This is a genomic window from Microbacterium sp. Beta (assembly GCF_005502545.1).
Classification (GTDB): domain Bacteria; phylum Actinomycetota; class Actinomycetes; order Actinomycetales; family Microbacteriaceae; genus Microbacterium; species Microbacterium oxydans.
On sequence record NZ_SCOG01000007.1, the window covers coordinates 176,175 to 188,577 of the forward strand.

Sequence of the window (12,403 nt, forward strand, 5' to 3'; positions counted from 1 at the left end):
TCCCCCCTGCGGCGGACACCCCTGACGTCGTGGCAGACACCGTGTCCGTGTCAGAGCCGGTCGTGCCGGAGCCGGTCGTACCGCAGCCGCTCGTACCGGGTGCGGTGACGATCGTCGAGGGCGACAACCTCGCCGTCGCCGCGACCCTGCCTTCCGGTTCGTTCACGCTTGTGTACCTGGACCCGCCGTTCAACACCGGCCGCACGCAGGAGCGGCAGGTGGTGACCGCACGGCGGATGTTGGGAACTCCTCAAGAACCGGTGCCGGCCACGGAACCGGTCCCGGGGATCCACGACCTCGTGGGGGTGACCGGCACGGATCTGCGGAGTTCTTCACCGGAGCCGGGAGAGACCGCGCCGGCCGCTGACACCGAGGTGCGGCACGGCTTCCACGGACACGCCTACGAGCGGGTGCGCGGGATGCTGCGCGCCTATGACGACCGCTTCGACGACTACGGCTCGTTCCTGATGCCACGGCTCGAAGAGGCCTGGCGGTTGCTCGCCGACGACGGCACGCTGTACCTGCACCTCGACTACAGGGAGGCGCACTACGCGAAGGTCATGCTCGACGCGGTGTTCGGGCGGGACTGCTTCCTCAACGAGCTGATCTGGGCGTATGACTACGGCGCCAAGTCGCGCAGCCGCTGGCCCACCAAGCACGACACGATCCTGGTGTACGTGAAGAACCCTCGAGGGTACGTGTTCAACTCCGACGAGGTCGACCGCGAGCCGTACATGGCGCCTGGGCTCGTCACCGCCGAGAAGGCGGCGCGCGGCAAACTGCCGACCGACGTGTGGTGGCACACGATCGTGCCCACCGCCGGTCGGGAGAAGACCGGCTATCCCACGCAGAAGCCCGAGGGGATCCTGCGGCGCATCGTCACGGCGTCGAGTCGTCCTGGCGACCGTGTGCTCGACCTCTTCGCGGGCAGTGGGACGACGGGAGCGGTGGCCTCGACCCTCGGACGCGACGCCGTGCTGGTCGACGACAACCCCGAGGCCGTCAGGATAATGAAGACGCGGATGCCGCACGCCGAGGTGACGTCGCTTCGTTGAACCACACTCGGCCGGAGTAGCCGCGACCGTTCCGTCAGGAGGGGCGGAGCAGCACGAGGAACCGCTCGATCTCTGCCGCCATGTCGAGCGAGGGATCGAGCATCCACGCAGCCTGCAGCCCATCGGCCAAGGCATGCAGGGTGCGGACGACCCATGCCGGGTCGAGGTCGGCGCGGATCCGCCCCTGTTCCTGGTCGATGATGAGCTGAGCGCGGGTGAAGGTCTCGATGCGCTCGGTGCGCTCGCGGAAGTAGGCGTGGGCGGGGTGGGCAGGATCCCCGGCTTCGGCGGCCAACTGCGCGTAGAGCTGCACGAGACCGGGGACGGATGCGTTGTGACGGATGACCGCGAGGAACGCGGCCGAGGCGTCTTCGCCGGCGTAGTGCTGCTCGTCGCGGTCGTCTCTGGCGCGGAGGATCGCGACGAACAGCTCCTCCTTGCTGCCGAAGTAGTGCAGCAGGCCCGCCGGGCTGAGTCCGGCGGCGTCCGCGATCTCCCGGACCGACGCCTTGCGGTAGCCGTGCTCGGCCACGACGGCGAGTGCGGCCTCGAGGATCTCCTCGCGCTTGGCGACGCCCTTCGCGTATGCCCCCCGTGTAGCCATCGCTCCAGGGTAACCGTCACGCTCGGATCACAAAAACCAAACAACGTTCGTGAAACGCTTGCGCGGACAGTCGACGATCTGTCAGCATGTCCGACGAATACCAAACATCGTTTGGTATTGACCTGATCACGCTCACCGACCCGATCACGCTCAACGAGGAGCCGACATGTCCGTGTCCCCGCTCGACCCCGCCGCTGAAGTCGCCCCGACTGGCACCATCCGCGCCGTTCCGCCCGCCGCGGGGGAACCGGCGGCGAGTCCGCCCGCGAATCGGCGGCTGCTGCCCAGCCTGCTGATCGCCTCGCTGACCCTGTTCGCCACCTACGGCGGACTCATCGCGATCCTGCTGCCCAGCCAGGTACTGATGATCGACGAGGCGAACAAGGTCGGCAACCTCGCCGTCGTGACCACGATCTCCTTCGTCTTCACGCTGTTCGCGCAGCCGATCGTCGGGGCGTTGAGCGATCGCACGCGCTCGCGGTTCGGACGCCGGGTGCCGTGGATGGTGCTCGGCGCGATCATCGGCGGCATCTTCCTGTTCGGCATGGGCTCGTTGACCGACATCCTCTGGATCACGGTGTTCTGGGTCATCATCCAGGTGGCGCTGAACTTCTTCCAGGCTCCGCTGACGGCCATCACCGCCGACAGGTTCCCGCGGTCTAAGCGCGGCGGCGCGAGCGCGATGATCGGTATCGGCACGCAGGTCGGCATGACGGTGGGCATCATGCTCGCCGGGGCGTTCGCCGCGCAGATCGGCATCGGCTACGCGGCGTTCGGCGGTGCCGTGATCGTGGCGGCGCTGCTGTTCGCCGTGGTGAACCGCGACTGGTCGTCGAAGCACGCCGCGGTGGCCCCGTTCCGATGGGGCGCCTTCTTCCGGGGCTTCTGGATCGATCCGCGCCGCCACCCCGACTTCGCCTGGGCGTTCGGGGCGCGGTTCCTGCTGATCCTCGGCTACTTCGTCGTCAGCTCGTACCAGCTCTACATGCTCACCGACTACATCGGGCTGCCCCTGGCGGAGGCCCAGGGCGCCGTCGTCACGCTCACCCTCGTGGCCTTCATCCCGACCCTGGTCGCCATCGGTCTCTCCGGGTGGTGGAGCGACAGGGTCGGTCGCCGCAAGGTCTTCATCTACGCCGCATCCGTCGTGATGGTGGCAGGGCTGGCGATGCCGCTGCTGCAGCCGAACATGACCGGCATGATCCTGATGAGCATCATCAACGGGGTCGGCTTCGGGCTCTACATGTCGGTGGATGCAGCGCTGATGACCGAGGTGCTGCCGAACGAGGGCGTCTCCGCGGGGAAGGACCTCGGCATCCTGAACGTGGCGACCAACGTGCCGCAGGCCCTGAGCCCCGCGATCGGCGGTGTCATCATCACGGCGCTCGGAGGCTACGCGATGCTGTTCGTCTTCGCGATCGTGTTCGTGATCCTCGCCGCCGTGGCGACCGCGCCGATCAAGGGAGTGCGCTGATGACCGGGAATGACCGGGAGAATACTGTCATGACCGATACCGATTCCGAGACGACCGCCGACTTCGTCGAGGTGGCCACGGCCGCGGGACGAGTGCGTGGCCGCTGGCGTCCGACCACGGGAGGGCGGGGCAATCCCCGATCGGCGGCTTTCCTCGGAATCCCGTTCGCCGAAGCACCGATCGGTGCGCTGCGCTTCCAGGCGCCCGTGCCGAAGGCACCGTGGGAGGGCGTGCGCGATGCGCTCGAGTTCGCGGCGACCGCGCAGCGCGGAGACCCCGGCGTCACGCTCATCCCCGAGCCGAGCATCGAGGGTGACGCCACGCTCAACGTGAACGTGTTCACTCCGAACCCGAGCCGCGCGGGGCAGGAGGTCGGGCTCCCTGTGCTCGTGTGGATCCACGGCGGCGGCTACTTCGCGGGCTCGCCTGCCAGCCCCTGGTACGACGGCCGCAACTTCAACCGCGACGACGTCGTCACGGTCTCGCTCTCCTATCGGCTGGGCTTCGACGGCTTCGGCTGGATCGAGGATGCGCCCTCGAACCGTGGTGTGCGCGACTGGCTGCTCGCCCTCGAATGGGTGCAGCAGAACATCGCGGAGTTCGGCGGGGATCCGTCACGCGTCACGATCGCCGGACAGTCCGCGGGCGGCGGTGCGGTGCTCACCCTGCTCGGCATGGAGCAGGCGCAACACCTGTTCCACGGCGTCTACGCGATCTCGGGCGCGCTCGCCGATGTGAGTGCCACCCGGTCGGAGGCCTTCGGGCGTGCGCTCGCCGCGGCGGCGGGGGTCGAGCCGACCGTGGCTGGGTTCTCGTCGCTGCGCGAAGAACGCATCCTCGAACTGCAGAAGAAGGCCACGGAGCTCGGTCCCTCGTCCCTGGGCAGCGTGATCGACGAGGGGCTCCCACTCGGGCCGACGGTCGACGGTGATCTGCTGCCGCGCTCCACGCGCGAGGCTTTGCGGGCCGGCGTCGGCGCGGACAAGCCGCTCGTCCTCGGGGCGGCGGACGACGAGTTCACGATGGTCCTCTCCGGGGCCGAGAAGAAGCTGCGCTGGGTGCCGAGGTCGCTCCTGCTGAACAAGCTGGGACTGCCGAAAGCCGTACGGAGGGAATACCTCGCCGCGAACGCCGACATCGCCGGCCTCGGCAAAGCGCGCCTGGGCGGGCGTCTGCTGACCGACCGGATGTTCCGGACGGCGCTGCTGAACGTGCTCGCCGACCGCGGCTCGGCACCCACCTGGCTGTACCGGTTCTCCTGGCCGTCAGGGCACTTCGGCTTCGCCGAGCACTGCCTCGACGTGCCGTTCTTCTTCGACTGCCTCGACGGCCCCGCCATGGAGCCACTCGCCGGACCGAACCCTCCGCAGGAGCTGGCTGACGAGGTGCACGGAGCGGCCGTCGCGTTCATCGCCGGAGGTGACCCCGGGTGGCCGCGCCATCGGGATGCCGTGGGCATCGCCCGGGTCTACGACGTGCCGACGCGCGACGTCGCCGATGCCTACGCGTCCGTGCGTCCGCTGCTGCGCGCGACCTGATTCGAGAGCGCCCTCGGTGCGGACTCAGGCGACGTAGATCTTGCGGAGGGTCTCGGTGACGGTCCAGGTCGTGCGCATTCCGTCGGCGAGACGCACGACGGAGCCGGGTCCGACCTCCAGATCGGGCAGCCCGGACGAGGCGAACGCGATCGTGGCGTGACCCGACAGCACCACGAACACCTCATCGGCCTCGGTGTCGGTCGCGGTGCCTGGCGTCATCTCCCAGACGCCGATCTCGATGCCGCCCAGCGTCGCCAGCTCGCGGATCGCGGTCGTCGGCGTGCCGGAGAGCACGTCGTCGGAGGACAGCGGCTCATGCGCGAGGGGCAGGGCCCCGACATCCACTGCACTCCCCGCGGCGAGACCGTTCACGAGTCGAAGCCCATGCCGACAGCGTCGAGCGCCTTGAGGAACAGGTTGCGCCTGCCCTGGTTGTGGTCGGCCCGGTTCATGGCGGCGCGCACGAGATTGACGCCGATCGACGCCGCGGGCTCCGGCGGGAACGGGATGGGCTTCTCACGTACCATCCGAAGCTCCGTGCGCTCCGTCTGCTCCCCGGACAGCTTGTCGAGCATGACGTCGGCGGCGAAACGCGCCGCGCCGACCCCCAGGCCCGTGAAGCCGGTCGCGTACGCCACGCGTCCCTTGCGGGCGGTGCCGAAGAACGCGCAGAAGCGGCTCGACGAGTCGATGGCTCCCGCCCAGCGGTGCGTGAATCGGAGACCCTCCAACTGCGGGAAGGTCGTGAAGAAGTGGGAGGCGAGCTTGCGGTGGCTCTCGATGCGGTCCTCGTACTCCGCACGCACCTTACCGCCGAAGTGGTAAATGGCGTCGTAGCCGCCGAACAGGATGCGGTTGTCCTCGGTGAGCCGGTAGTAGTGGAACTGGTTGGCGCTGTCGGCCAGACCCTGACGATTCGACCATCCGATGGATGCCAGCTGTGCGGTCGAGAGCGGCTCGGTCATCAGCACGTAGTCGTACACCGGAACGGTCATCAGCCGGTTGCGCTTGAGGAGCGAGGGGAAGACGTTGGTGCCGAGGGCGACGGCGTCCGCGACCACACGGCCGTCCGGAGTGACCAGGGTGATCGGACCGGACCCGTCGCCCTCGATCGCGCGGACGATGCTGTGCTCGTGGATGTCGACGCCGAGGTCGGCGGCCACGCGTGCCAGCTCGACGCCGAGCTTGGCGGGGTGCACCATGGCGCAGCCGTCGCGATCCCAGTCTCCGGCGAGGAAGGTCTCCGAGTGCACCTCGGCCTGCACGGCTTCGCGGTCGAGGAAGCCGGGCTCTTCGCGATACCAGTCCACCTGGTGCGGCTCGACGGCGACCGCCAGCTGACCCGTGCGCTCGAACTCCGCATCCATGCCGTACCGCTCGACCGTCTCACCGATCCCATCGAGGTTCGCGTGGCCCAGCTCCTCGAGCCGGTCGATCTCCTCCGGCCATCGGCTGACGCCGTTCTCATGGCCGTGGGTGAGGCTCGACTCGCAGAATCCGCCGTTGCGCCCGGAGGCGGCCCAGGCGATGCGCGAGGCTTCGAGCAGGACGACACGACGTTCGGGGTCGCGTTCCTTGGCGCGCACCGCGGTCCACAGTCCGGCGTACCCTCCGCCGACGATGGCGAGGTCGGCACGGACAGTGCCGTTCAACGGCGGGTGCGTCGGCCGCTCGACGTCGTCGAGCCAGAACACCCGCAGGGCGGTGTCCCGGAGCGAGGCGTCGATGACGCTCGCTGAAGGTCGTTGGCGTTCGAAGACGGTGGTGCCCATCGTTCTCTCCGTTCCTCGGAGGCTCGCGTCAGCGCGTGCCCCAGTTGTAGAGGTCCTTGTACAGGCCGGCGTAGAGCAGGCTCTCGGTGTGCGTGATGCCGGGGATCGTGCGGATGCGGGTGGCGATGAGTTCGATGAGGTGCTCGTCGTTCTCGCACACCGCCTCGACGAGGATGTCGAAGGTGCCGAGCGTCACGACCACGTAGGCCAGCTCAGGGATCGTTGTGAGCTCCTGCGCGATCTCGCGCGGGTTGCCGGAGACCCGGATGCCGATCATCGACATGCGGTGGAAGCCGAGCTGCATCGGATCGGTGACCGCCACGATCTGGATGATGCCCGCCTCGGTCATCCGCTGCACGCGCTGACGAGCGGCGGCCTCGCTCAGCCCGACCTCCCGCGCGATCTCGGCGTAGGGGCGGCGGCCGTCCTCCTGCAGCAGTTCGACGATGCGCTTCGAGATGTCATCAAGGGCAGGCTGGGACGGCTTCGTGCTCATGTGTCGATATTGTCAGTGGATGTGTGATCCCGCAACTGATTCAGTCGAATCTACGGGAGGTATCTTCAGATTCCGCAGGGATGTCGATACCATGACCCCATGTCGACTCATCTTCTGAAGGATTCAGCGCCGTTGCAGAACTTCATCGGCGGACAGTACGTGCCCGCACACGGCGCCGGTCGGATGCCGCTTCTGGATCCTGTCACGGAAGACGCGTACGGCGAGCTCCCGGTGTCGGACGTCACCGACGTCGATGCCGCCTACGCAGCTGCGGCTGCGGCCTTCCCGATCTGGCGCGACACCACGCCAGGGGAGCGGCAGCTGGCGCTCTTCCGCATCGCCGACGAGATGGAGTCGCGCGCAGACGAGTTCGCCGACCTCGAGTCGCAGGACACCGGCAAGCCGCGCGCGAGCCTGGTCTCGGACGAGATCATGCAGTCGATCGACCAGCTGCGCTTCTTCGCGGGTGCCGCCCGCAGCCTCGAGGGCAGGGCCGCGGGGGAGTACCTCGCCGGACACACCTCGTTCGTGCGTCGCGAGCCGGTCGGTGTGATCGGCCAGGTGACCCCGTGGAACTACCCGCTGAACATGGCGGTGTGGAAGATCGCGCCCGCGCTCGCCGCCGGCAACACGGTCGTGCTGAAGCCCGCCGAGTCGACACCGCTCACGACGCTGCTTCTCGCCGAGATCGTCGCGCTTCACACGCCGGTGGGCACCCTCAACGTGGTGCTCGGCGACCGCGACACCGGTGTCGCCCTGGTGGAGCACCCCACGCCGCAGATGGTCGCGATCACGGGTTCGGTGCGGGCGGGCATGGCCGTCGCACGCTCGGCGGCGAACGACGTCAAGCGGGTGCATCTCGAACTCGGCGGCAAGGCTCCGGCGATCGTGTTCGCCGACGCCTCGATCGAGAAGGCCGTCGAGGGCATCACCACCGGCGCCTTCTTCAACGGCGGACAGGACTGCACCGCCGCCACCAGGGTGCTGGTGCACGCCTCACTCCACGATGAACTGGTCGCCGCGCTGGTCGCGAGGGCGCAGACGCACGCCCGCACCGGGGGGCCGCGCGAGGACGGTGTGCTCTACGGGCCGCTGAGCAGTGCGGCCCAGCTCGCGCAGGTGCAGGGCTTCATCGACCGCCTCCCCGCGCACGCGACGATCGAGACCGGTGGACGCCGCCGGGGAGATCGCGGCTACTTCTGGGAGCCCACCATCATCTCCGGTGTGCATCAGGACGACGAGGTCGTGCAGGGTGAGATCTTCGGACCCGTTCTCACGGTGCAGTCGTTCACCGAGGACGCCGAGGCCCTGGGGATGGCCAACGACGTGCCCTATGCGCTCGCCGCCTCGGTGTGGACGACCGATCATGCTCGAGCGATGCGCTTCTCGCGCGACCTCGACTTCGGGTGCGTATGGATCAACACGCACATCCCGTTCGTGTCGGACATGCCCCATGGCGGATTCAAGCACTCCGGCTACGGCAAGGACCTCTCGCAGTACGGCTTCGACGACTACACGCGCATCAAGCACGTGATGAGTGCGCTCGACTGAAGGGGCCGGCGAGGGGCCCCGGGCGCTCAGGGGGCGAGCTGCTTCACACGACGGTGCTCACGCAGGGTGAGCTGGGGGCGCTCCTCGATCTTGACCGCGCCGTCCTCGTCCCAGCCGTGGCGTGCGTAGAACGCATCCGCGCGATCGTTCCCATCGAGCACCCACAGGTACGCGCGTGCGTACCCGGCCTCGGCGATCCGCTGCTCCGCCGCCTCGAGCAGGGCGTGGCCCGCACCCGTCGACCAGGCGGCGGGGTCTGCGTAGATGCCGTAGACCTCGCCGTCGGCGAGCCCGTCGGGGTCGCGGCCGGAGCCCAGCGATGCCCAGCCGACCAGGCGGTCGCCCCGCACGGCGACGAGGGTGCCGAGGCCCGTGGGTAGCGGCTCCGCGATGATGCGCCGCCAACCCTCGGCTCGCTCCTCGACGGACAGTCCGTCGAGGACGGACTGATCGATGAGTCCACGGTAGGCCGCCTGCCAGGAGCGGACGTGCACGCCGGCGATGCTGTCGGCATCTTCGGCGCGGGCGTCGCGGATCACCAGCGGAGTCATCCATCCAGCCTAGGGGGATCGCCGTGGCCGGAGGGGGTGGACGCTGCGGGTCAGCTCACGTTCTTCTTGAGCCAGGGCAGGGGATCCACGGCGACGGTGTTGATGTGGACCTCGAAGTGCAGGCACGACCCGAAGACGTAGCCGGTCGATCCGACGTCCCCGATGTACTGGCCTTCGTCGACGCAGTCGCCGACCTCGACAGCCCGGCTTCCGTAGGTCATATGCGAGTAGACGGTGCTCACGGCCTGTCCGTCGACGATGCTCTCGATCTGGATCGTCACGCCGTAGCCCTGGTAGCTCTCCGTCGATCGGGAGACGCAGCCCTTCATGGCGGCGTTGATCGGAGTGCCGACCGGCGCGGCGAAGTCTTGTCCGAGGTGCGATCGACCCGGTCGTGAGGCGCCGAACCCGTCGGTGAAGGAGTATGTTCCGTCGGCCATCGGCATCACGATGCGTCCGGCGAGGGGGATGTCCAGCGCGCTTCCCAGCGGCATGCCTGCGGCGATCGCGGCGGCCGCGGCACGGGAGCGCGTCTCCTTGATCTCCTCGGGCGTCGTCGCCGAGAAGTTGCCGCGCGGGGCGATCTCCGCCCGGATCTCGTTCTTCGATGTGTAGGACTGGGACATTCCGTCGGCAAGAGTCGAGACGGGGGCGCTGGCAGCAGCCGCGGGGCCGCTGGTGGGGTTCAATGCAGGAAGCGCGGCTCCGGTGATCAGGACCCCGATCGCCAGGGTGGCGCCGAGTGCCTTGGACTTCGCCCACGTGCGCTTCTCGCGGCGGACCCGGGTCTGAGGAGTCGACGCCGCGCGAGGAGCCATGTGTCGGGGGCGCAGGCGAGGATCCCAGGAACGGGGGGCCTGTGCTGCCTGGGGGTGGGGGTCCGTGGTCTGGGGCTGTGTTGGCGGGGACTGCGTTGTCTGGGGCGCCGCGGTCTGGGGTGCCGTCGTCTGGGGCTGCGTTGCGCGCGGTGCCGTCGCTGGAGTCGGCTTCGTCTGAGACCGTGCCTGAGTCTGCGTCGCCTGCGAGTGGAGGGCTGTCTCGTCCTGGGTCGAGTCCGCGGCTGCGGTCGCTGTGTGAGCTGCCGCGGCTCTGCGGCGTGCGCGCGAGGACCTGAGTGACGGGGCGACAGGCGCGGCGTCTGCGTCGGGTGCGAGGCCGGCTGCGGGTGCGGGGTCTGCTTCGGGCACGAGGTCGGCTGCGGGTGCGGGGCCTGCTTCGGGCACGAGGGCTTCGGCGGACGAAGAGGTCGCGTCGGCGAGGGGGAGCGTGTCGGCGGCGTTCGACGGAAGGGAGGAGTGCGCGTCTGCGGTCGCCTGGCGTCGACGATGACGACGGAGAAGCGGTCGAGTCGGATCGGGGACTTCTGTCGGAGCTTCCGAGGCTTCGTGAGCGCGCTCGGGGGGCAGGGAATTCGTGACGGGATCCTTCCGGGAGGCAGATGTACGCGGCGGTCGATCCCCCCGGATGCCACCGTTACCGATCTGTAATTTAATTCGTGATCTCGCGAGCGTCAAATCGAGATCGGACGCGTCGGCATCGATGTGGCCTTCGCCGCGCTCTGTCCTCCGTCGATATCCGCGGAGAGCGTGACGCCAGCGGTGTGTCGATTCTGCATCCCGTGCGGAGTGTTCGGGATGCCATGGCTTCTCGGTGCGCGGCAGCTGTGGAGTACTCGCAGTCCACCGGCTTTGTGGAGTGTTGGAGGCCTCTATCTGTGTTCTGGAATACTGCTCTGAACTGGGCTTATCCCGGGATGAATGTCGGTGGCCCCGAGTTGACTTCGGGTATGAACACTCCTGTGGATGCGCTCATCCAGGTCGTCGCCGACCTGGATGCGGTGCTGCGTTCCGAGGCAGTGGTGGGTTTGAGCGACGCATCGAAGATGGAGCTGCTGCGAATGGCGGGTGAAGCGCAGCGGCGCGTGGAGGCCGTGGTGGTGGAGGTCGTCGCATCGGTGGAGTCACGCCCGGCGGGTTCGGGCGACCTCGCGTTCTGCGGCCTCTTCGGGTGCCGAACCGTCGGCGAGCTTCTGCAGCGGGTGCTGCGGGTGGATGCGACGGGTGCCACCCGGGTCGTGAAGGCCGCGCGGGCGGTGCGGCGGGAGGTCGATCTGACGTCGGGCGGCTGGTTGCCGGCACGGTGGCCGGCATTGCGCGCGTCCCTCCTCGAGGGGACGGTGGGGGTCGACGGGGTTCTCGGGGCGATCGGTCCGATCGAACGGGCCGGCGCCAGGGTGGGAACGGCGGACAGGTTGCGGGCCGATGCGGAGTTGGCGGCGTATGCGCGCGGGCTTCCGGTCACCGAGCAGCGCGCGGATGACCACGGCGGTGCGGAGTCGGAGGTCGACGACGACACCGCTCCTCCGGCGACTCCGGAAGACCTGCGGGTGCTGGCGCAGGTGATCGTGCAGTACCTCGATCCGGATGGTGCCGAGCCTGCGGACGAGATCGCCATGCGGGCGCGGGGGATCGTCCTCGGTCGGGCCAAGGACGGGGTGATCCCGATCCGGGGTGGGCTGCTCCCCGAGGTCGCAGGACAGCTGCGACGCCTCTTCGACGCATACCTGAACCCGAAGGTCGACGGCCCGCCGCGACCTGGTGTCGCTTTCCGGCCCTCTGACACGGCGCACACCTCTTCGCCGGACGCCGAGGGGGCGGATGATGGCTTCCTGCCATCCGAGGACCCGGTGCGGACGATCGACCCCCGGACGCGCGCGCAGAAGCAGCACGACACGCTCGCCGCCGTGCTCTCCATCGCTGCACGTCACGATGACACGCCCCGCCTGGGAGGTGCCGCACCGACGCTGGTCGTCACCGTCACCGCCGAGGACTACGCCAAAGGTTCCGGATGGGCTCGCATCGAAGGGATCGACACCCCCGTGTCCACCGGAGTCGCCGCGCACACCGCGTGTGGGGGCGGCGTGCAGCGGGTCCTGTTCGACCCGGCTGGGCGCATCATCGGAATCCACACCTCCGACCGCATCTTCAATGCCCACCAACGCCGGGCGATCACTCTCCGCGACCGTGAATGCCTCATCCCCGGCTGCCATGTGCCCGCGGCCTGGTGCGAGATCCATCACGTGGACGAGCACGCCCGCGGTGGAGCGACTCATACCGACAACGGCGTCGCGCTGTGCTGGCACCACCACCGAACCCGCCCCACCAGTGGATGGGAGATCCGGATGCGACATGGCGCACCCTCCGTCCGCGGCCCTGCCTGGTGGGATCCGAGCCGGCGATGGCGAACACCACGATCGACCAGCGCTGCTCGTTCCCGACCGACGGTTCGACGCAAGGAGCTGCTGCGGACATGAAACCCGGTGGCAGCGGAACCTTTGGTGATGGTGGAGGTGGAGGTGGAGG

General features: G+C 68.7%; 11 protein-coding genes. 5 read left to right on the forward strand and 6 right to left on the reverse strand.

Annotated features, from left to right (window positions below; all coding sequences use genetic code 11):
• The first annotated feature begins 104 nt into the window (after positions 1–104).
• Positions 105–1,055, forward strand: a complete 951-nt coding sequence (locus FFS56_RS09740; RefSeq protein ID WP_127013014.1) for a site-specific DNA-methyltransferase — start codon at positions 105–107, stop codon at positions 1,053–1,055.
• Positions 1,056–1,089: 34 nt separating this feature from the next.
• Here FFS56_RS09740 and FFS56_RS09745 read toward each other — a convergent pair whose 3' ends face one another.
• Positions 1,090–1,659 carry a TetR/AcrR family transcriptional regulator gene (locus tag FFS56_RS09745; protein ID WP_127012704.1) on the reverse strand — a complete coding sequence of 190 codons (570 nt, stop codon included), beginning with the start codon at positions 1,657–1,659 and terminating at the stop codon, positions 1,090–1,092.
• 166 nt (positions 1,660–1,825) lie between these two features.
• Here FFS56_RS09745 and FFS56_RS09750 point away from each other — a divergent pair, with 166 nt between their 5' ends.
• Entirely contained in the window at positions 1,826–3,133 is a 1,308-nt protein-coding gene (locus FFS56_RS09750; protein WP_127012703.1) for an MFS transporter, read from the forward strand.
• A gap of 29 nt (positions 3,134–3,162) precedes the next feature.
• A complete protein-coding gene (locus tag FFS56_RS09755; RefSeq protein ID WP_127012702.1) occupies positions 3,163–4,671 on the forward strand; it encodes a carboxylesterase family protein in 1,509 nt (502 codons plus the stop codon).
• Between the two features lie 24 nt (positions 4,672–4,695).
• Here the strand turns inward: FFS56_RS09755 and FFS56_RS09760 are convergent, their stop codons facing one another.
• The 3 genes from FFS56_RS09760 to FFS56_RS09770 are packed head-to-tail and all read right to left on the reverse strand — an operon-like array spanning position 4,696 to position 6,939.
• Positions 4,696–5,043 (reverse strand): cupin domain-containing protein, encoded by a 348-nt coding sequence (locus FFS56_RS09760; RefSeq protein ID WP_127012701.1) that lies wholly within the window; start codon positions 5,041–5,043, stop codon positions 4,696–4,698.
• On the reverse strand, positions 5,040–6,443 hold the full coding sequence (locus tag FFS56_RS09765; RefSeq protein ID WP_127012700.1) for an FAD-dependent oxidoreductase: 1,404 nt from the start codon (positions 6,441–6,443) through the stop codon (positions 5,040–5,042). Before FFS56_RS09765 ends, FFS56_RS09760 begins: the two co-directional genes overlap by 4 nt.
• Before the next feature lie 28 nt (positions 6,444–6,471).
• A complete protein-coding gene (locus tag FFS56_RS09770; protein WP_046747577.1) occupies positions 6,472–6,939 on the reverse strand; it encodes an Lrp/AsnC family transcriptional regulator in 468 nt (155 codons plus the stop codon).
• 99 nt (positions 6,940–7,038) lie between these two features.
• Here FFS56_RS09770 and FFS56_RS09775 point away from each other — a divergent pair, with 99 nt between their 5' ends.
• Positions 7,039–8,490, forward strand: coding sequence for a gamma-aminobutyraldehyde dehydrogenase (locus FFS56_RS09775; protein WP_127012699.1), 1,452 nt, complete (start codon positions 7,039–7,041; stop codon positions 8,488–8,490).
• Positions 8,491–8,516: 26 nt separating this feature from the next.
• Here FFS56_RS09775 and FFS56_RS09780 read toward each other — a convergent pair whose 3' ends face one another.
• Together FFS56_RS09780 and FFS56_RS09785 are read right to left on the reverse strand one after the other, a co-directional pair.
• Positions 8,517–9,041 carry a GNAT family N-acetyltransferase gene (locus FFS56_RS09780; protein WP_058632920.1) on the reverse strand — a complete coding sequence of 175 codons (525 nt, stop codon included), beginning with the start codon at positions 9,039–9,041 and terminating at the stop codon, positions 8,517–8,519.
• A gap of 50 nt (positions 9,042–9,091) precedes the next feature.
• Entirely contained in the window at positions 9,092–9,859 is a 768-nt protein-coding gene (locus FFS56_RS09785) for a M23 family metallopeptidase (protein WP_046747580.1), read from the reverse strand.
• 968 nt (positions 9,860–10,827) lie between these two features.
• On the opposite strand from FFS56_RS09785, the gene FFS56_RS09790 reads away from it, so the two are divergent.
• Complete coding sequence (locus FFS56_RS09790) at positions 10,828–12,354, forward strand: HNH endonuclease signature motif containing protein (protein WP_127012698.1); 1,527 nt, start codon at positions 10,828–10,830, stop codon at positions 12,352–12,354.
• Positions 12,355–12,403 lie beyond the last annotated feature (49 nt).

Coding starts and splice junctions, on each gene's coding strand:
- FFS56_RS09755 (WP_127012702.1), top strand. CDS start 3,163: ATGACCGATACCGATTCCGAGACGACCGCCGACTTCGTCGAGGTGGCC.
- FFS56_RS09785 (WP_046747580.1), bottom strand. CDS start 9,859: ATGGCTCCTCGCGCGGCGTCGACTCCTCAGACCCGGGTCCGCCGCGAG.
- FFS56_RS09750 (WP_127012703.1), top strand. CDS start 1,826: ATGTCCGTGTCCCCGCTCGACCCCGCCGCTGAAGTCGCCCCGACTGGC.
- FFS56_RS09775 (WP_127012699.1), top strand. CDS start 7,039: ATGTCGACTCATCTTCTGAAGGATTCAGCGCCGTTGCAGAACTTCATC.
- FFS56_RS09790 (WP_127012698.1), top strand. CDS start 10,828: ATGAACACTCCTGTGGATGCGCTCATCCAGGTCGTCGCCGACCTGGAT.
- FFS56_RS09770 (WP_046747577.1), bottom strand. CDS start 6,939: ATGAGCACGAAGCCGTCCCAGCCTGCCCTTGATGACATCTCGAAGCGC.
- FFS56_RS09765 (WP_127012700.1), bottom strand. CDS start 6,443: ATGGGCACCACCGTCTTCGAACGCCAACGACCTTCAGCGAGCGTCATC.
- FFS56_RS09745 (WP_127012704.1), bottom strand. CDS start 1,659: ATGGCTACACGGGGGGCATACGCGAAGGGCGTCGCCAAGCGCGAGGAG.
- FFS56_RS09780 (WP_058632920.1), bottom strand. CDS start 9,041: ATGACTCCGCTGGTGATCCGCGACGCCCGCGCCGAAGATGCCGACAGC.